Origin of the sequence: Pseudomonas inefficax, from assembly GCF_900277125.1 — a bacterium.
Classification (GTDB): domain Bacteria; phylum Pseudomonadota; class Gammaproteobacteria; order Pseudomonadales; family Pseudomonadaceae; genus Aquipseudomonas; species Aquipseudomonas inefficax.
In genome coordinates, this window is the sequence record NZ_OPYN01000070.1 from 197291 (window position 1) to 214782 (window position 17492).

18 protein-coding genes and 1 pseudogene are annotated in these 17492 nt (G+C 62.1%); 10 read left to right on the plus strand and 9 right to left on the minus strand.

Annotated elements, in window-relative coordinates:
- Entirely contained in the window at positions 1 to 684 is a 684-nt protein-coding gene (gene lolD, locus JV551A3_RS08570; RefSeq protein WP_169774647.1) for a lipoprotein-releasing ABC transporter ATP-binding protein LolD, read from the plus strand.
- 61 nt (positions 685 to 745) lie between these two features.
- Entirely contained in the window at positions 746 to 1987 is a 1242-nt protein-coding gene (locus JV551A3_RS08575; protein ID WP_133970888.1) for a lipoprotein-releasing ABC transporter permease subunit, read from the plus strand.
- 181 nt (positions 1988 to 2168) lie between these two features.
- Here JV551A3_RS08575 and JV551A3_RS08585 read toward each other — a convergent pair whose 3' ends face one another.
- The gene (locus JV551A3_RS08585) at positions 2169 to 3521 is read right to left on the minus strand and encodes a heavy metal sensor histidine kinase (protein ID WP_133970889.1); all 1353 of its coding nucleotides are present in this window, start codon (positions 3519 to 3521) and stop codon (positions 2169 to 2171) included.
- On the minus strand, positions 3518 to 4198 hold the full coding sequence (gene cinR, locus JV551A3_RS08590) for a two-component system response regulator CinR (RefSeq protein WP_112252152.1): 681 nt from the start codon (positions 4196 to 4198) through the stop codon (positions 3518 to 3520). The genes JV551A3_RS08585 and cinR overlap by 4 nt, the downstream gene beginning before the upstream one ends.
- A gap of 270 nt (positions 4199 to 4468) precedes the next feature.
- Between cinR and queF the strand changes: the two genes are divergently transcribed.
- Positions 4469 to 5299 (plus strand): NADPH-dependent 7-cyano-7-deazaguanine reductase QueF, encoded by an 831-nt coding sequence (gene queF, locus JV551A3_RS08600; protein ID WP_133970891.1) that lies wholly within the window; start codon positions 4469 to 4471, stop codon positions 5297 to 5299.
- Positions 5300 to 5403: 104 nt separating this feature from the next.
- Here queF and JV551A3_RS08605 read toward each other — a convergent pair whose 3' ends face one another.
- Positions 5404 to 5667: a DUF4404 family protein gene (locus JV551A3_RS08605; protein ID WP_004376395.1), complete on the minus strand. Its 264-nt coding sequence runs from the start codon at positions 5665 to 5667 to the stop codon at positions 5404 to 5406.
- Positions 5668 to 5789: 122 nt separating this feature from the next.
- Positions 5790 to 6356, minus strand: a complete 567-nt coding sequence (locus JV551A3_RS08610; RefSeq protein WP_133970892.1) for a phosphonoacetaldehyde phosphonohydrolase-related protein — start codon at positions 6354 to 6356, stop codon at positions 5790 to 5792.
- Between the two features lie 200 nt (positions 6357 to 6556).
- On the opposite strand from JV551A3_RS08610, the gene JV551A3_RS08615 reads away from it, so the two are divergent.
- On the plus strand, positions 6557 to 7264 hold the full coding sequence (locus tag JV551A3_RS08615) for an MlaA family lipoprotein (RefSeq protein ID WP_112252155.1): 708 nt from the start codon (positions 6557 to 6559) through the stop codon (positions 7262 to 7264).
- Between the two features lie 150 nt (positions 7265 to 7414).
- Here JV551A3_RS08615 and JV551A3_RS08620 read toward each other — a convergent pair whose 3' ends face one another.
- Positions 7415 to 7714: a PilZ domain-containing protein gene (locus JV551A3_RS08620; protein WP_133970893.1), complete on the minus strand. Its 300-nt coding sequence runs from the start codon at positions 7712 to 7714 to the stop codon at positions 7415 to 7417.
- 281 nt (positions 7715 to 7995) lie between these two features.
- Here JV551A3_RS08620 and rssB point away from each other — a divergent pair, with 281 nt between their 5' ends.
- Together rssB and rssC are read left to right on the plus strand one after the other, a co-directional pair.
- Positions 7996 to 9177 (plus strand): two-component system response regulator RssB, encoded by a 1182-nt coding sequence (gene rssB, locus JV551A3_RS08625; protein WP_112252175.1) that lies wholly within the window; start codon positions 7996 to 7998, stop codon positions 9175 to 9177.
- On the plus strand, positions 9174 to 9656 hold the full coding sequence (gene rssC / locus JV551A3_RS08630; RefSeq protein WP_013971741.1) for an anti-sigma factor antagonist RssC: 483 nt from the start codon (positions 9174 to 9176) through the stop codon (positions 9654 to 9656). The genes rssB and rssC overlap by 4 nt, the downstream gene beginning before the upstream one ends.
- 164 nt (positions 9657 to 9820) lie before the next feature.
- Here rssC and JV551A3_RS08635 read toward each other — a convergent pair whose 3' ends face one another.
- The 3 genes from JV551A3_RS08635 to dusA form a co-directional block, all read right to left on the minus strand.
- Positions 9821 to 11683, minus strand: coding sequence for an alkaline phosphatase D family protein (locus tag JV551A3_RS08635; RefSeq protein WP_133970894.1), 1863 nt, complete (start codon positions 11681 to 11683; stop codon positions 9821 to 9823).
- A 206-nt stretch (positions 11684 to 11889) separates the two neighbouring features.
- Positions 11890 to 12816, minus strand: a complete 927-nt coding sequence (tal, locus tag JV551A3_RS08640) for a transaldolase (protein ID WP_046615870.1) — start codon at positions 12814 to 12816, stop codon at positions 11890 to 11892.
- Positions 12817 to 13179: 363 nt separating this feature from the next.
- Complete coding sequence (gene dusA / locus JV551A3_RS08650) at positions 13180 to 14190, minus strand: tRNA dihydrouridine(20/20a) synthase DusA (protein WP_133970895.1); 1011 nt, start codon at positions 14188 to 14190, stop codon at positions 13180 to 13182.
- 101 nt (positions 14191 to 14291) lie between these two features.
- Here dusA and JV551A3_RS08655 point away from each other — a divergent pair.
- Both JV551A3_RS08655 and JV551A3_RS08660 read left to right on the plus strand, forming a co-directional pair.
- Positions 14292 to 15414, plus strand: a pseudogene (locus JV551A3_RS08655) (tyrosine-type recombinase/integrase).
- Positions 15415 to 15423: 9 nt separating this feature from the next.
- A complete protein-coding gene (locus JV551A3_RS08660; protein ID WP_133970896.1) occupies positions 15424 to 16146 on the plus strand; it encodes a hypothetical protein in 723 nt (240 codons plus the stop codon).
- Positions 16147 to 16200: 54 nt separating this feature from the next.
- On the opposite strand, the gene JV551A3_RS08665 is transcribed toward JV551A3_RS08660, so the two are convergent.
- On the minus strand, positions 16201 to 16479 hold the full coding sequence (locus JV551A3_RS08665) for a pyocin activator PrtN family protein (RefSeq protein WP_133970897.1): 279 nt from the start codon (positions 16477 to 16479) through the stop codon (positions 16201 to 16203).
- 6 nt (positions 16480 to 16485) lie between these two features.
- On the opposite strand from JV551A3_RS08665, the gene JV551A3_RS08670 reads away from it, so the two are divergent.
- Both JV551A3_RS08670 and JV551A3_RS08675 read left to right on the plus strand, forming a co-directional pair.
- Positions 16486 to 17250, plus strand: coding sequence for a phage tail protein (locus JV551A3_RS08670; protein WP_133970898.1), 765 nt, complete (start codon positions 16486 to 16488; stop codon positions 17248 to 17250).
- Positions 17225 to 17434, plus strand: coding sequence for a tail protein X (locus JV551A3_RS08675; RefSeq protein ID WP_019098343.1), 210 nt, complete (start codon positions 17225 to 17227; stop codon positions 17432 to 17434). Before JV551A3_RS08670 ends, JV551A3_RS08675 begins: the two co-directional genes overlap by 26 nt.
- Positions 17435 to 17492: the final 58 nt, after the last annotated feature.

Consider the following 17492-nt stretch of genomic DNA (forward strand, 5'->3'; position numbering starts at 1 on the left):
ATGAGTGATAAAGCCGTTCTGAGTTGCCGCAACCTGGGCAAGTCCTACGACGAGGGCCCGGAGTCGGTGCAGGTGCTGTCCGGTCTCAACCTCGAGCTGCACGCCGGTGAGCGGGTAGCCATCGTGGGTAGCTCCGGTTCGGGCAAAAGTACCTTGCTCAACCTGCTGGGCGGCCTCGACCGGCCGACCCAGGGCAGCGTCTGGCTGGCCGGCGAGGAGCTGTCGGCACTGGGCGAGCGTGCCCGTGGCCTGCTGCGCAACCGCGAGCTGGGCTTTGTCTACCAGTTCCACCACCTGCTGCCGGAATTCACTGCCATCGAGAACGTGTGCATGCCGTTGCTGATCGGCCGCACACCCATCCCCGAGGCCCGCGAGCGTGCCGAGGCGCTGCTCAAGCGCGTGGGCCTGGCCCACCGCTTCAACCACAAGCCGGCCGAGCTGTCCGGTGGTGAGCGCCAGCGGGTGGCGATTGCCCGGGCACTGGTCAACCGCCCCGGCCTGGTAATGCTCGACGAGCCGACCGGCAACCTCGACCACCACACCGCCCAGGGCATCCAGGAGTTGATGCAGGAACTGTCCAGCGCGTCGCGCACGGCGTTTCTGGTGGTCACCCACGACCTCAACCTGGCACGCCAGATGGACCGTGTATTGAAGCTCGACGACGGCCACCTGGTGGCGATCTGATCGACTGCACGGGGTGGCCGGTGCCACCCCGCTTTCCTGTTTTCATTGGGTGATTTCGTACATGTTCAGACCCTTGCCCATCTTCATCGGCGCGCGCTACACCCGAGCCAAGCGCCGCAACCACTTCATCTCGTTCATCTCGATGACCTCGATGATCGGCCTGTCGCTGGGCGTGCTGGCGATGATCGTGGTGCTGTCGGTGATGAACGGCTTCCAGCGCGAAATGAGTTCGCGCATCCTCGGCCTGGTGCCGCATGCCGCCATCCTCGGCGTGCAGCCGCTGGACGACTGGCACAAGGTGGCCGAAGCGGCCATGCGCGACCCGGCGGTGATGGCGGCGGCGCCGATTACCGAAATGGAAGGCATGCTGTCGTTCAAGGGTGCGATGCAGCCGATCCAGGTGGGCGGTATCGACCCGGGCGAAGAGGGCAAGGTTTCGATCGTCGGTCAGCATATCGTCCAGGGCCGGCTGCAGGACCTGCAGCCGGGTGAGTTCGGTGTGGTCATCGGTGAGCTGACTGCGCGGCGCTTCCGCCTGAACACCGGCGACAAACTGACCCTGATCGTGCCGGAAATCAGCAAGGAGCCTGGTGGCATCACCCCGCGCATGCAGCGCCTGACCGTGGTCGGCATCTTCAAGGTTGGCGCCGAGCTGGACGGCTCGCAGGCTTACATTCATGTCGCCGATGCCGGCGCCATGCAGCGCTGGGCGCCGGGCCAGGTGCAGGGCGTGCGCCTGAAACTGCACGACCTGTATGCTGCGCCGCAGGTGTCCAAGGCCATCGCTGCCGGGCTGGGCGATGCCTACCGCGCCGATGACTGGTCGCATACCCAGGGCAGCCTGTTCAGCGCCATGAAGATGGAAAAGACCATGATCGGCCTGCTGTTGTTGATGATCATCGCGGTGGCGGCGTTCAACATCATCGCCACCCTGGTGATGGTAGTGAACGACAAGGGGCCGGATATCGCCATTCTGCGCACCCTGGGCGCCACGCCGGCGCAGATCATGGGCACGTTCATGGTCCAGGGCAGCCTGATCGGCATTGTCGGGACGCTGATTGGTGGTGTGCTGGGGGTGATTGCGGCGTTCAACGTCAGCCAGATCGTCGGTTGGCTGGAGCGGGTGAGCGGGCAGCACATCTTTACTTCGGATGTGTACTTCGTCAGCAGCCTGCCGTCGCAGTTGCAGTGGGGCGATGTAGCGCTCATCTGCACTGCCGGGTTGGTGATGAGCTTTCTGGCGACCATTTACCCGGCTTATCGGGCATCGCAGGTGCAGCCGGCGATTGGCCTGGCGGTTTGAGTAACAGTTGAGGGCCTCATCGCCGGCAAGCCAACTCCCACAAGTACAGCGCATGCCTTGGGCTTGATGCGATCCTGTGGGAGCGGGTTTACCCGCGAAAAATCCAGCACGGTGCATGGCACCGGCTTCGCCGGTGTTCGCGGGTGAACCCGCTCCCACAGGGATCGTGCCAGCCCCGATGTCACCGGTCTTCAGTGAACTCAATCACGAAGCGCGTCCAGCCATCCGCACACTCTGCCCTGATGCGCCCACCATGGGCCTGCACGATCGACCGGGTAATCGCCAGCCCCAACCCGGCATGCTCGCTACTGCCTTCCCGGCGCGCAGGGTCCACCCGGTAGAAGCGGTCGAACAGCCGCGGTAACACCGTCGGCTCGATAGCCGCCCCGGTATTGGCCACGCCAATCCTCGGCCCCGGCCCCAAGGTCACCCGTATCTGCCCTCCCGCCGGGGTAAAGCGCAAGGCATTGTCCAGCAAGTTGGACAGCGCCCGGCGCAGCATATGCCGGTCGCCCTGCAGCAGCGCTTCACCCTCGCGCAGCATCTGCACGCCGCTGTCCTCTGCCAGCGGCGCGTAGTACTCCAGCAGCGCATCCACCTCATCATGCAGCACCAGCGGTGCTTGCCCCGGTACCAGCAGGCCATGGTCGGCCTTGGCCAGGAACAGCATGTCGTTGATCATCTGCGCCATCCATTGCAGCTCCTCGAGGTTGCCGTGCAGCGCTTCGCGGTATTCCTCCAGGCTGCGTGGGCGGGTGAGGGTGACCTGGGTGTGGGTCAGCAAATTGGACAGTGGCGTGCGCAGCTCATGGGCGATGTCGGCAGAGAATGCCGACAGGCGCTGAAAGGCATCGTCCAGGCGCTGCAGCATGGCGTTCATCGCGGTCGCCAGCTCGGCCAGCTCCTCGGGCATCTGTGCCACCGGCAGGCGGGTGGTGAGCGAGCGCGCCGATACGCTGGCAGCCACCTGGCCCATCTGCCGCAATGGGCGCAACCCGCGGCGTGCTGCCCAGGCGCCGAGCAGCGCCGTGGCCAGCGCCGACAGGCCTACCGTCAGCCAGATCAGCCGTTGCATGCCCTGCAGGAAGTGCTGGTGGTGGGTGATGTCGAGGTACAGGGTCAGTTGTGGCGACTGCGGGGCGCCTTGTGCCAGGTGCACGGCCAGGCTGCGGTAGTCGGTGCCTTGCGCATGCAGGGTTGCCAGCCCGTCGGGTAGCGGCGCCCGGGGCAGGCCTGTGCGGCTTTCGAACCAGGTGGTGCCGTCACTGCCGTTGATGCGCAGGGCCAGGTCGGCCTGGTGGCCCAGTTCATCGCGCAAGGCGGGCAGGCGCGCCTGCAGCTCGGCTGGGGTGGTGATGCCGGCCAGTTGGGTGCGGAACAGCGACAGGCGAGAGTCCAGCAGCTGTTGGTCCAGTTCGATGAAGTGCTGCTCGCTGGCCCGGCTGAATATCAGGCCGGCGCCGAGCGAGACAGCGGCCGTGCAGGCGGCAAACAGCAGGGCCAGGCGGCTGCCGAGTGAGACCCGGCGCATCACTCCGTGCGCTCTTCGAGTACATAGCCCATGCCGCGTACGGTATGGATCAGCTTGTTGGGGTGCGGGTCGTCGATCTTCAGGCGCAGGCGGCGGATCGCCACCTCGATCACATTGGTGTCACTGTCGAAGTTCATGTCCCACACCTGCGAGGCAATCAGCGATTTGGGCAGCACCTCGCCCTGGCGGCGCAGCAGCAGTTCAAGCAGGGCGAACTCCTTGGCGGTCAGGTCGATGCGCTGGCCGGCGCGTTCGGCGCGGCGGCGGATCAGGTCCAGGCGCAGGTCGGCCAGGCCCAGGGTGGTGTCCTGGCTGGGGCTGGCGCCCCGGCGCAGCAGGCTGCGCACCCGCGCCAGCAGTTCGGAGAAGGCGAATGGCTTGACCAGGTAATCATCGGCGCCCAGCTCCAGGCCGTGCACCCGGTCTTCCACGGCATCGCGGGCGGTGAGGAACAGCACCGGGGTGTCCAGGCCTGCCTGGCGCACGGCCTGGAGGATCTGCCAGCCGTCACGGCCGGGCAACATCACGTCGAGAATGAGCAGGTCGTGGTCGCCGGTCAGGGCGAGGAACTGGCCGGTCTCGCCATCGGTGGCCAGTTCGGTGGCGAAGCCAGCCTCGTTCAGGCCCTGGCTCAGGTACTGGCCGGTGCGGGCCTGGTCTTCGACGATCAGCAGTTTCATTAAGCGGCATAGCTCCAGGTGGCAGCGCGGGAACCTGTGGGAGCGGGCGTGCCCGCGAAGCATGCGGCGCGGTGTATGGCACCGGCTTCGCCGGTGTTCGCGGGCAAGCCCGCTCCCACAGTTATAGCGCAGGGCTTTGGACGGGATGATACGTGACGATGTACCCGCTTGCCCCAAACTGACGAAGATGTAATCCCGCTGACTTGCGCTCCAAGGCGAGGTGCAAAACCGGTAGACTAGGAGCAATTTCGAACCTTCAGGTCAGTTTCCATGCATCCCGCTGCCGAACATTCCCCGCTGGGCAAGTCCAGCGAATACATTGCCACCTATTCCCCGGAGCTGCTGTTCCCGATTCCGCGTACCGCCAAATGGGCCGAGCTGGGCGTCACCGCGCAGACCTTGCCGTGGCAGGGTGTGGATTACTGGAACTGCTTCGAGCTGAGCTGGCTGCTGCCGTCAGGCAAGCCGGTGGTGGCGATCGGTGAGTTCGCCATCCCCGCCGATTCGCCGAACATCATCGAGTCCAAGTCGTTCAAGTTGTACCTGAACTCGTTGAACCAGACGGTGTTCGCCTCGCTTGGCGAGCTGCAGGCGTGCCTGGAAAAAGACCTGTCCGCCGCCGCCGGCAAGCCGGTTGCCGTGAAGGTGCGCACCCTGGCCGAGGTCGAGGCGCAAGGCGTGGTGGCTTTGCCGGGGCAGTGCATCGATGCGCTGGACGTTGCCATCAACAACTACGAACAACCACAGCCGGAGCTGCTGCGCTGCAACCCGGAGCAGCAGGTGGAAGAAACCCTGCACAGCCACCTGCTGAAGTCCAACTGCCCGGTCACCGGCCAGCCGGACTGGGGCAGTGTGGTGGTCGAGTACAAGGGCAGGGCGCTGGACCATGCCAGCCTGCTGACCTACCTGATCAGCTTCCGCCAGCATGCCGACTTCCACGAGCAGTGTGTGGAGCGGATCTACCTGGACTTGAAAAACCTGCTGCAGCCGGAGCATTTGACGGTGTATGCGCGCTATGTGCGCCGGGGTGGGCTGGATATCAACCCGTACCGCAGCACCGGGGCGATCAGCCCGGATAACAAGCGCCTGGTTCGCCAGTAAGGTTAAAGCGGGGCCCTGTGGGAGCGGGTTCACCCGCGAATTCGTCGGTGGCATCACCACGGCATTCGCGGGTGAACCCGTTCCCACAGAGGGCCTTGGGCAGCTTAGATCCCCATGCTGTGCAGCGAGTTGGCAATGCTGCGCAGGGTGGCGGTAAGGTCGGGGTGGTCGGCCTCGAAGCGTTCGATTGCCAGGTTCACGCCGTCCACCAGGTTATTGTCTGGCGTGGCTTCCTCAAGTTTGAGTTGCGCCTCGATCTGGCGCGCTTCTTCGTGCAGCGCGGCCAGCTCCTCGTCCGAAAGCGGCACGTTGCGGTCCAGTTGCTCGCGCAAGCTGTTCAGGCGCTCTTGCAATTCGCGGGCAGGCATTGGCATTTCTCCATCAATGGCTTGGCAAGCCATGGACCTCAGCGAAGCGGCAAAGGTTCTGGCCTGTCTTCAGCGTAATCCACCTGCCGTTGCTTTGCATGATCCGCATCAACGTTGCTGTATCAGGGTTTTTCGCCTTTGCGGCGGCGCTGTGCGATGTCTTGCAGGCAAGTATCAAGCGCTTCCAGATGGTCGATCACCGAGTGCACGCCCAGGCTGAACAGCTCCAGCGTCGCCTTGCCACGGGCCAGGTCCCGCTCCTGCGGGGTCATGGCTTGCCATTGCTGCGAGCTGCGGTCGCAAAAGGGGCTGCAGGCGGCCAGCCCTACCGTCCACAGCCCCGCGTTCAGGCCAGACTGCAACAGGCGTGGGTCGCCGCTGACCAGCACGCAGCCGTCCAGGCGTTCGCTGTCCAGCGTCATCAGGGCCTGCCAGCAGGCGTTCGGCGCCGGCCAGCGCACGCCGTTCACCGAATGCCCCGGCAGCCAGGCGGGCAGTACATGGGCCAGGCGCTTGCTTTGGGGGGCGTCCAGGTCGTCCAGCCAGATGCATGGCACCTGGCGCTGGCGCAGGCCGGCGAGGGTGGCCAGGGCGCCGGGGGCGGGCGAGGGGGCGCCATCATTGGCGGCTTGCACCAGGCAGCCGCGCAAGCCGAACAGCACAGCGGTGAAGGCGGGTGCAGCGTCCATGGCAACTTCCCTCAAATAGTCCGCAGGCTATTCGGCGATTGTTACCACCCTGTGACAGCGGGCGCCGCGCAACAGTTGTTCACAAATTATTGAGCAGAGGTGTGTAAAGCTGTTTATCAGCCCGCAAGCCTCTATACTGCCGCCGTACAGCAGCGCACCGGTTTGCGCTTGCGGCCGAGAAATTCGATGGAGAAACACCTATGCGTAGGATCGGTGCCAGTGTGATCGAACGAGTCACCCAGGCCTGTGTATGCGCCAGCATGCTGCTGGCGCCCGTGGCAGCCACCCAGGCCGCCACCGAGGAAGATCCCTGGGAAGCGGTCAACCGCCCGATCTTCCGTTTCAACGATACCCTCGACACCTATGCCCTCAAGCCATTGGCCAAGGGCTACCAGGCGGTCACCCCGCAGTTCCTCGAAGATGGCATCCACAACATCTTCCGCAACCTGGGTGACGTGACCAACCTCGCCAACAACCTGCTGCAGTTCAAGCCCCATGCTGCGGGCGTGGACACGGCGCGGCTGATCGTCAACACCACCTTCGGCCTGGGCGGTTTCTTCGACGTGGGCACCAAGATGGGCCTGCAGCGCAACGACGAGGACTTCGGCCAGACCCTCGGCTACTGGGGCGTGCCGAGCGGCCCGTACGTGGTCATCCCGCTGCTGGGCCCGAGCACCGTGCGTGACGGCGTGGCCAAGTACCCGGACACCTATACCGAACCCTACCGCTACATCGACCATGTGCCGACGCGCAATTCGATCTTCGCCTTGGACATCATCGACACCCGCGCCGACCTGCTGTCGGCAGAGAAGCTGATCCAGGGTGACAAGTACATCTTCATTCGCAACGCCTACCTGCAGAACCGCGAGTTCAAGGTCAAGGATGGCGAGGTCGAAGACGACTTCTGATCCTGCGCAGTCCCCGTGTAGGAGCGGCCTTGTGTCGCGATAGGGCCGCAAAGCGGCCCCGGCAATTCATGCGGCGAAGCTGAATCCGGGGGCTGCTGCGCAGCCCATCGCGACACAAGGCCGCTCCTACAGGGGTGCCCAGCAGGCCCATCAATGCATTGCCAGAATCCGCAACCCGAACTTCTGCTGCCCGCCCGGTTGGTCGGCAATCCACACCACTTCCGTGCTGGAGTGCAGCCCTTTCAGTGCCGGGTGGTCGGACTCGATCCGTACTTCGATATGGTCACCCACCTGGAAGCGCTGCGGTGCCTGCACCTGCATGCCGCCGCTGGACAAGTCCAGGCACACCGCCGCAATCACTTGGCCTTCGTGCAAAAGGCTGACCTCGGTGTCGATGCGCATGCGGATGAAATCGCGTTTTTCGCCATGGCTGGAGGGCGTGTGAGGCATGCTGCATCCTTCCCATTGGGTTGCGCTGGTCGACTTTCTTATAACTCCCGGTGATTTGCCCTGTAAAGTGCGGCGGGGTCGACCCTTGCATGCTTGAAACGCTGGGCGGATGGGAGTACCGTCTGCGCCTTACAAGGTAGCTCTCACAGTTGCCGGACAGTTGCCGGGCAAGTGTTCTTGTCCTACAACTCAAGTAGAGTGTGACCACAAAGAATTCCCGTAGCTGGCCGTCTGCCTTGCCGACACCGCTGCACCAACCTAAATCGGCGCCGTTCGCCCACATGCAGAAAACCAGTGCAACGCTGCTGATCATCGATGACGACGACGTGGTCCGTGCAAGCCTCGCCGCCTATCTTGAAGACAGTGGCTTCAGCGTCCTCCAGGCCGGCAATGGCCAGCAGGGGCTTCAGGTCTTCGAAGAACACCAGCCCGACCTCGTGATCTGCGATCTGCGCATGCCGCAGATGGGCGGCCTCGAACTGATCCGTCAGGTCAGCGAGCGCGCCCCGCAGTTGCCGGTGATCGTGGTGTCCGGTGCCGGCGTCATGAGCGATGCGGTGGAAGCTTTGCGCCTGGGCGCTGCCGATTACCTGATCAAGCCGCTGGAAGACCTGGCCGTGCTCGAGCATTCGGTGCGCCGCGCCCTCGACCGCTCGCGGCTGGTGCTGGAAAACCAGCGCTACCGCGACAAGCTCGAAGCCGCCAACCGCGAACTGGAGGCCAGCCTGCACCTGCTGCAGGAGGACCAGACCGCCGGTCGCCAGGTGCAGATGAACATGCTGCCGGAAAGCCCCTGGGCGGCCAGCGAGTTCGCCTTCGAGCACCAGATCATCCCGTCGCTGTACCTGTCGGGTGATTTTGTCGATTACTTCCGTGTAGACGAGCGGCGCATTGCCTTCTACCTCGCTGATGTGTCCGGCCACGGCGCGTCGTCGGCGTTTGTCACCGTGTTGTTGAAATTCATGACCACTCGGCTGATGTTCGAACTCAAGCGCAGCAGGATGCGTGAGTTCAAGCCCTCGGAAGTGCTCAGCCACATCAACCGCGGCCTGATCAATAGCAAGCTCGGCAAGCACGTCACCATGGTTGGCGGGGTGATCGACGAAGAGTCCGGCCTGCTGACCTACGCTGTTGGCGGCCATCTGCCATTGCCGGTGCTGCACACCCCCGAGCACACCCGCTACCTGGAAGGCCGCGGGCTGCCGGTGGGGCTGTTCGACGAGGCCACCTACCAGGACCTGGTAGTGGAACTGCCGCCGCAGTTCAGCCTCAGCCTGATGTCCGATGGCATTCTGGACCTTTTGCCGGGTGACACGCTCAAAGATAAAGAAACCGCCCTGCCGGAGATCGTCAGGGCAGCAGGTGGCAGCCTGGATGGGCTGCGTCAACGATTTGGATTGGCTACGCTTGGGGAGATGCCGGATGATATCGCCCTATTGGTGTTGAGCAGGAACCTTCAATGAGTACCGGTAGAATCCAGTTCGCCGAGCAGAGCGGTACCTTCGTCCTGAAATTCGTCGGTGAAGTGCGCCTGACCCTGTGTTCGGCGCTGGATGCAACGATCGAGAAGATTTTCACTGCGTTGAACTTCTCGGCGATTGTCATCGACCTGACCGAAACCGAGAGCATCGACAGCACCACCCTGGGCCTGTTGGCCAAGCTGTCGATTCTGTCGCGCCAGAAGGTGGGCCTGTTGCCGACCGTGGTCACCACCAACCCGGACATTTCCCGGTTGTTGCAGTCGATGGGTTTCGATCAGGTGTTCAACATCGTCGATCGGCCGATTCCGTGCCCGGAATGCCTGACCGACCTGCCGTCCCAGGATCAGAACGAAGACGTGGTGCGCTCCAAGGTGCTGGAGGCGCACAAAATTCTCATGGGCCTGAACGACTCCAACCGCGAAGCGTTCCATGACCTGGTCAATGCGCTGGAGCGGACCTGATCTTCAGCCTGCACCGGCCTCTTCGCGGGTGAACCCGCTCCCACAGGGTCAACACGGGTTTCGAATGTAGCGCGGTACCTGAGGGTGCAGTGCATGACTCAAGGCAGGTGCATAACCTGTGGGAGCGGGTTCACCCGCGAAGAGGCCGGCAAGGCCGACACCAGCTACTTGCCTGACCACTCCCGCCGAGCAAACTCGGTAGCCTCACCGCCACCCGCATCCAGCTGAAACACCCGCGCCGGCCGCCCCTGTTCATCGAAGAACACCTGCCCCAACCCCGCACCATTCCACAACCGCTCGCCAGCCTTGCTGTGGCTGGGTGTACGCGGCACCACCTCCATTTCCCGCCGCTTGGTAAACCAGTTCAGCGGCGAGCGCGGCGCATACAGCCAGCGGTTGAGCCGGTCGAGCACATCCAGCAGGCGCCGCGGGAATTCGTTCTTGATCCCGCTGCTGGTCACCTGCCACAAGTGCGGGCTGCGCTGGCGGTGGCGGATCAGCACTTCATAGACGAACGAGTAGTGCACATCGCCGGACAGCACCACGTAGTGCCCCGGCGTGCGCGAGTGGCGGAAGATGTTGAGGATGACCTGCGCTGCACCGCGGTGGGCCATCCAGTTCTCGGCATCCACCAGCAGCGGGTAGCCCAGCCAGCTGAACAGCTTCTGTACTGTCTCGATCAGCTTCACGCCAAAAATCGGTGCAGGCGACACGATGATCGCCGACGGGTGGTCCAGCAGTGCTTGCTGCAACTCGCTCAGCGCCTCCCAGTCGAGGAGGCCGGACGGCTTGGCCAGGCTGCGTTCGCTGCGCCAGCGGCGGGTGCGGGTGTCCAGTACCAGCAAGGGTGGGTTGGTGGGCAGGCTGAACTGCCAGCCCTGGAAGCGCAGCAGTGCGCCGATCAGCTCATCCTGTGTCTGGCTGTTCAACGCCTGGCATTCCCCGACCAGGGCCTTGCAACCCTGCGGGTCGTTACCCCAGGCCTGGCACAGCAGGTAGCCGAGCAGGGCATTGCCGATGATCCGCCGCGAGAAGGGGTGGCCGTAGGCGGTTTCTTCCCACTGCGCCGAGAGGTTCCAGTCGTCGGTGATGTCGTGATCGTCGAAGATCATCAGGCACGGCAGGTGGGCCATCACCCGTGCTACCTGGCCCAGGTTGCCGGCAAACGCCTGGATCAGCGGCAGTTCCTGCTGGTAACGGGCCTGGCGCGGTGTGGTGAGCCCGCTGGGCATGCCCAGGTTCACCAGCTGCCAGGGCACTGGTGACCACACCAACAGGTACATGGCCATGACCTCGGCGAAGGTCACCAGGTGGTTGTCGGCGTTGCTGGACGAGAAGATCGGCTTGCGCTTGCCGCCGAAAAAGCGCTCGCGCAAGGTTTCGTTGCGCTCCTGCGCCGGCAGCAGGTCGGCGCGGTGGTAGTAGCAGGCGGGGTGCTGGTACAGCGCCTGGCTGTCGGGTACCACCGCGCCCTCCAGTTGCTCGTCGAACAGGCCCAGGCGCGCAATCAGGCTGTGGACGGCTCGCAGCATCGGGCCGGCGACATCGTCGGCATAGACCTGGTCGCCGGTCATCAGCAGCACGGCGGGGCGATCTGTGGGCTTTTCGCAGGCCTGCAGCAGGCGGTCGGCGCACAGTAGGCCATCGGCAACCGGGAAATGCGGCTTGCGGCAGGAACCGTGCAGCAGGTGGTCGAGCCGATCGCGCAGTACCAGGTTTGGGCGCTGGGTGCCGGTATAGAGCAGATGTGGCGCCCAGTCGGCGATACCCTGCCCGTTGATGAGCAGGTCATAGTCGAGCAACTGGTTGCAGGGCAGCGGCTGGGCGAAATGGATGTCCAGCAGGTGGATGAAGGCGTGCTGGCCCACCGCGACCACCTGGCAATCGACCTGGGCCTTGCTTGCCGGGAAGATGAATTCGGGTTGCAGCGGTTGCGTGGCGACCAGCCAGATGGCCAGGCGCTGGGGTTCCAGGCGGCGCAGTATCGGGCCGGCGAGTACGAGGGGCAATGGGGTAGAGGAGGTCATCGACAGCTCGGGTGACTTATCGGGCCTCTTCGCGGGTAAACCCGCTCCCACAGGTACAGCGCCAACTTCGGACCTGTGCGGATCCCTGTGGGAGCGGGTTCACCCGCGAAGAGGCCCTGGGATTCAATACACATCTGAAGCCAGGCAAAACAAAACGGGCGGAAAATGCTGAACACTTCCCGCCCGTCAGGCAATCCCGAAATGTATCAGGCCTTTTCAGCCATCAACTTCTCCAGCTTCTCCTGGTCCCGCGCGAACTGGCGAATGCCTTCCGCCAGCTTCTCGGTACCCATGGCATCTTCGTTCATGGCCCAGCGGAACTGGCTCTCGTTCAGCTGCTGCTTGGGCTCACCGGCATTGCCCGGCTTCAGCACTTGCGGCAGGTCACCCTGGTCGTCGCTGAGTTGCTGCAGCAGCTCTGGGCTGATGGTCAGGCGGTCGCAGCCGGCCAGCTGTTCGATCTGGCCGATATTGCGGAAGCTGGCGCCCATGACCACAGTGTTGTAGCCGTTGGCCTTGTAGTAGTTGTAGATGCGGGTGACCGACTGCACGCCCGGGTCTTCGGCGCCCACGTATTCCTTGCCGGTGCTCTTCTTGTACCAGTCGTAGATACGGCCCACGAACGGCGAAATCAGGAACACCCCGGCATCGGCGCAGGCCTGTGCCTGGGCGAAGGAGAACAGCAGGGTGAGGTTGGTCTGGATGCCTTCCTTCTCGAGCTTTTCCGCGGCGCGGATGCCTTCCCAAGTGGAGGCCAGCTTGATTAGCACGCGCTCGCGGCCAACGCCGGCGGCTTCGTACAGCTCGATCAGCTTGCGCGCCTTGGCCAGCAGGGCGGGTTCATCAAACGACAGGCGGGCATCCACCTCGGTGGAGATACGCCCCGGGATGACCTTGAGAATGCCTGAGCCCACGGCCACCGCGAACTTGTCGCAAGCCAGGTCGACATTACCCTTGGCATCGGCCTTTACCTGCTTGAGCAGCTCGGCGTAACCCGGGATGGCCGCCGCCTTGAGCAGCAGCGATGGGTTGGTGGTGGCATCGACCGGTTTCAGGCGGGTGATGGCGTCCAGGTCCCCGGTGTCGGCGACCACGGTGGTGAACTGCTTGAGTTGTTCCAGCTTGGAGGTCATGGGCGTGCTCTGTCCTGTGCAATGACTCGACATTACCCGAGCCCCGACGGCCACTCAAGGGCCTGCGGGCGCGGGCTTGCCCGCGAAGGGCGGTGCGAAAGGTGAAGATTCGAGTCGCAAGCAGCCCCGAGGTTCCGCATCTGCTTGCACGGGCCGCTGGAGATACAACTGGCTTACACAAAATATGTTGGTTTGCGCCATCCCTGTGGGAGCGGGTTTACCCGCGAACACCGGCGAAGCCGGTGCCACACACCGCGTTGTTTTCTTCGCGGGTAAACACGCTCCCACAGAATCTGCATACATCCGAACCCCTGCAACATCCCGCAGGGGCTGGCTTGCTGGCGATCAGGCCCGCCTGCTGAATCACCGCCCTTGCAACAGCTCCACCGCCTGGTCGAACACCGCCAGCGGCTCCGCCGCCTTGTGAATATCCGCCGACAGCAGTTGGCGGAAGCGCCGGGCCCCCTTGAACCCTTGGGCCAGCCCCAGAATATGCCGGGTAACGTGGTGCATCGCGCCACCACTTTCCATGTGCGCGACGATATAAGGCCGCAACTGCGCCAGCGCCTCGCTGCGGCTGACCACTGCCGCCTCGCTGCCGAACAGCTGCTGGTCCACCTCGGCCAGCAGGTAAGGGTTGTGGTACGCCTCACGCCCCAGCATTACCCCATCGAAGTTTTCAAGGTGCGCCTGGCATTCGGCCAGGGTCTTGATCCCGCCGTTGAGCACGATCTCCAGGTCCGGGAAGTCCGCCTTCAACTGCGCCGCCACGTCATAGCGCAGCGGCGGAATCTCACGGTTCTCCTTCGGCGACAGCCCTTCCAGAATCGCGATGCGCGCATGCACGGTAAAGCTCCGGCAACCTGCCTCGCGCACCTGGCCGACGAAGTCGCACAGCTCGGCGTAGCTGTCGCGGCCATTGATACCGATGCGGTGCTTGACCGTTACCGGGGTCGACACCGCATCGCGCATGGCTTTCACACAGTCGGCCACCAGCGCCGGGTGGGCCATCAGGCAGGCGCCGATCATGTTGTTCTGCACCCGGTCACTCGGGCAGCCGACGTTGAGGTTGACCTCGTCGTAACCAGCCTCCTCGGCCAGGCGGGCACAGGCGGCCAGGTCGGCCGGCACACTGCCGCCCAGCTGCAGGGCCAGCGGGTGCTCGGAGGCGTCGTAGCGCAGGAAACGCTGGGCGTCGTTGTGCAGCAGGGCACCGGTGGTGACCATTTCGGTGTACAGCAGGGTGTTTTTGGAAAGCAGGCGCAGGAAGAACCGGCAGTGGCGGTCTGTCCAGTCCATCATGGGAGCAACGCTGAAGCGGCGTGACGGCTCAGGGCGCGTGGTTGTTGGCTTAGAGCCTGAATTTGCGGTCATTTCGTTCAACGTGTTTTGTACCAATTTTCGGGGTTTTGAGGCGTTTTTACCAAGCGCTTTGTACAATGTACCAATCGAAAGACGACGTGTACCAATCTCAGATGGCAACGATCAGAACGCGTAAAAAGGCCGATGGCAGCACCAGCTACCTCGTCCAGATCCGGATTAATCGCGACAAGGTGACAGTCTACCAAGAGAGTCAAACGTTCGCCCGCAAACAGGCTGCGGTGGCCTGGGCGAAGCGACGGGAAACCGAGTTAGCTGAACCTAGTGCTATTGAGCGCGCCACCCGGGAAGTGCATACGGTCAAGCAGATGATCGACCGTTACCCGGTCGAGGCAGAGAAAGCCCGGCCGTTGGGCGAGACGAAGCGACGCACGCTGAACGCCATCAAGAACAGCTACCTTGGGGAAAAGGTCGACTCCGTCATCAGCCAGCAGGTGCTGGTGGACTATGCCCTCTGGCGCATGAGTCCAGAAGGGGGGAGGTCAAGCCGCAGACGGCCGGCAATGATCTTGCGCACTTGGGCTCGGTGCTGTCGCTGGCCAGGGCAGCTTGGGGCTATGAGATCAATCCGCTAGCAATGACTGATGCGCGCTTGGTGCTCAAGAACTTCGGCTACAACATGAAAAGTCGGGAGCGAGATCGACGGCCAACGTTGGATGAATTGGACAAGGTGCTGAAGCACTTCTTTGAGATGCTGCAGCGGCGCCCCAGTGTGATTCACATGCCCAAGGTCATGGCGTTCGCTATCTTCTCAACGCGCCGAATGGACGAGATCGCCCGCATTCTTTGGGAAGACCTGGACGAGCACAGGCAAGCTGTGAAAGTGCGCGACATGAAAAACCCCGGTCAGAAGATCGGCAATGACGTGTGGTGCTACTTACCGGATGAGGCTTGGATTATCGTGCAGAGGCATGCCGCGTGAGTGCCCAGAGATTTTTCCATATAACACTCCCTCCATCGGCACGGCTTGGTCTAAGGCATGCAAGATGACTGGTATCGAGGATTTACACTTCCATGATCATGCGTCATGAGGGGGTCAGCCGGTTGTTTGAAATGGACTGGGACATACCAAGGGTCTCAAGCGTATCTGGGCGCCGCGATTGGAACTCGTTGCGGAGATACACCCATTTGCGTGGGCGTGGGGATAGGTATAAAGGCTGGAGCTGGCTGAGCAAAATCATAAGTTCAAGTGTGGTCCTTGGTTCCAGGGTAGGTTAGGAGATGGAAATGAACGACTCAAAAGATAAAAAGGTTAGTAAGTCGAAAGGGGTGGTTCGAAGTTTTTTTGAGTCTATGCCGGGTGTTGACTATGCTGAGGCAGTTATAGATACATTGACGGATTCGGAGCTTTTGAAAAACGTTCCGGTAGTGCGATCATTTGTAGGGGCTTGGGAGTTTAGGAATAAATATAAACGCAGTAGGTTCTTGAAGCGTGTGGAAGTTTTTCATTCTAATCTTTCAGAATTGACTGATGATGATTTGAAAAAATTTGATGATGAGTTTGAAAGCCCCGGTGAGGCGGAAGAATTTGTGACCGACCTTATTGAATTGATGGATCGCTTAGAGAATGAACAGAAGGCGATTATGCTTGCTGGTGCATTCAAGCGTTTGGTTCGAGGAGAGATTCGTGAACAGAATTTCAGGGAGATAGCTCGCGTTTTTGAGAGGGTAGATAACTTGGATCTATTTCTCTTTATGCAAGGCTACCAAAATCCTCACAGCTTCGAGCATGCATTGGGTGACATTTTGGTCAACTTCAGGGTATGCAAGAGATCGATCAAAATGGCTACGCGCCAGACGATGATGTTAGATCCAAGCAAGTTTGAATCTTACATTGATGTTACCTATGAGGTTACACCGTTTGGACGCCTTGTGTTAGAAACTTTGCATCAGGTGTATCAAGACAAAATCGAGCCTAAGTATCTAATTAAAACTGGCTCCATGGTGTGACCTCTCATGCAATGTGGAAGGCGGGCGACAATGGTTGTGATCGCCCGCTTGCTGTCATTGGTTGGCTTTGAGAGGTTTGTTAATTTGCTGGCATTCTTTCTTGGCGCTTTCTCTTTGAAGGTCTAGATATAGTGCGAAGTCGGTAAGGTGTATGCCTTTAGCGCTTTTTTGACTGTGTTCCAGTCGTGTAGCGGGAGGCTTAATCTGTCCTGAGAATACCTTCCGCAGAAACATTTCTGGTGTTAGATGGGTGAAATAGTCGGCGCAAACTTTCTCTATAGGAATTATGGCTAATCCGTTGTACTGCGCCATCAGCATGAATGCTGTGTTCATTCGCTTATGCTGTCACCGCTCAATGGCGCGGTCGGCAGCATCACGGGCGCCGCATCCGAACTGGAGAACATCCCATTTGTCGGACCCGAGGCTGGGGAAAAGCTGGGGCGCATCGTGCGTAGTATCAATGTGGCCCAGTCTCAGGTGGGGCAAGTGGCGTCAATGTATAGCCGAGTCGTCACCGGCGCCGCCCAGGTGCAGGAGCGCATTGGCACATTCAAGACGATGGCAGCCAAGGTCACGGCTGAGGCTGGGCGCGTGGCGGGGCTGGTGAGCCCGTCGCTGGCCAACATTCTGCCCACGGGCGGGCTGCTGGGCTCGGCTACGCCACTGCCCGAGGCGGTCGCGCCGTTTCCCCACCTGCTGATCATCCAGCCGCACGACCCCAAGCTGCAGCCGTACTACTTCAACCTAGATACAGCGCCCTTTGACGAGCTGCGCCGGCAGGCGTCGTTCCGCTGGGCCGGCCAGGAACGCCTGCGCCGCAGTGTGGCGCAGCAAGCCGTTGGCCTGGGTGAGGAAAAGATAACGCTCAAGGGTGCGATCTTCCCGCACCACAAGGGCGGCATTAAGCAGCTGACCGTGCTGCGCAGCATCGGCCGCAACCTGCAGGCGCTGAAGCTGGTCACGGGCTACGGCGAGGTACTGGGCGACTGGTGCCTGGTGAGCGTGGAGGAAGAACAGGGTCACCTGCTGGCAGGTGGCATCCCCCGGAAACAAGGGTTCACCCTGGAGTTTGTGAGCTATGGCAACGATCTGCAGAACGTCTAGCGGGGATTTGTTGGATGTGATCTGCCAGCACCATTACGGGCACCTCAATGGCACCGTCGAGGCGGTGCTGGAGGCCAACCCAGACTTGGCCAGGGAGGTGCAGCCGTACCGCGCTGGCCTGCTGATCCAGTTGCCCGACCTTTCGGCGCCGGCGGTGGAGCTGCTGCAGCTGTTCGACCGATAACCCCGCGTTACGCGTAACGAGCCCCGCCCTGTGCGGGGTTTTTCATTTCTGGAGCAAG

Bases quoted from the DNA above. Each gene is read 5' to 3' on its own strand.
- tal (WP_046615870.1), bottom strand. From the start codon at position 12,816: ATGACCTCCAAGCTGGAACAACTCAAGCAGTTCACCACCGTGGTCGCC.
- JV551A3_RS08675 (WP_019098343.1), top strand. From the start codon at position 17,225: ATGGCAACGATCTGCAGAACGTCTAGCGGGGATTTGTTGGATGTGATC.
- rssB (WP_112252175.1), top strand. From the start codon at position 7,996: ATGCAGAAAACCAGTGCAACGCTGCTGATCATCGATGACGACGACGTG.
- lolD (WP_169774647.1), top strand. From the start codon at position 1: ATGAGTGATAAAGCCGTTCTGAGTTGCCGCAACCTGGGCAAGTCCTAC.
- JV551A3_RS08615 (WP_112252155.1), top strand. From the start codon at position 6,557: ATGCGTAGGATCGGTGCCAGTGTGATCGAACGAGTCACCCAGGCCTGT.
- queF (WP_133970891.1), top strand. From the start codon at position 4,469: ATGCATCCCGCTGCCGAACATTCCCCGCTGGGCAAGTCCAGCGAATAC.
- cinR (WP_112252152.1), bottom strand. From the start codon at position 4,198: ATGAAACTGCTGATCGTCGAAGACCAGGCCCGCACCGGCCAGTACCTG.
- JV551A3_RS08610 (WP_133970892.1), bottom strand. From the start codon at position 6,356: ATGGACGCTGCACCCGCCTTCACCGCTGTGCTGTTCGGCTTGCGCGGC.
- rssC (WP_013971741.1), top strand. From the start codon at position 9,174: ATGAGTACCGGTAGAATCCAGTTCGCCGAGCAGAGCGGTACCTTCGTC.
- dusA (WP_133970895.1), bottom strand. From the start codon at position 14,190: ATGACCGCAAATTCAGGCTCTAAGCCAACAACCACGCGCCCTGAGCCG.
- JV551A3_RS08575 (WP_133970888.1), top strand. From the start codon at position 746: ATGTTCAGACCCTTGCCCATCTTCATCGGCGCGCGCTACACCCGAGCC.
- JV551A3_RS08670 (WP_133970898.1), top strand. From the start codon at position 16,486: ATGCTGTCACCGCTCAATGGCGCGGTCGGCAGCATCACGGGCGCCGCA.
- JV551A3_RS08605 (WP_004376395.1), bottom strand. From the start codon at position 5,667: ATGCCTGCCCGCGAATTGCAAGAGCGCCTGAACAGCTTGCGCGAGCAA.
- JV551A3_RS08635 (WP_133970894.1), bottom strand. From the start codon at position 11,683: ATGACCTCCTCTACCCCATTGCCCCTCGTACTCGCCGGCCCGATACTG.
- JV551A3_RS08660 (WP_133970896.1), top strand. From the start codon at position 15,424: ATGAACGACTCAAAAGATAAAAAGGTTAGTAAGTCGAAAGGGGTGGTT.
- JV551A3_RS08620 (WP_133970893.1), bottom strand. From the start codon at position 7,714: ATGCCTCACACGCCCTCCAGCCATGGCGAAAAACGCGATTTCATCCGC.
- JV551A3_RS08665 (WP_133970897.1), bottom strand. From the start codon at position 16,479: ATGAACACAGCATTCATGCTGATGGCGCAGTACAACGGATTAGCCATA.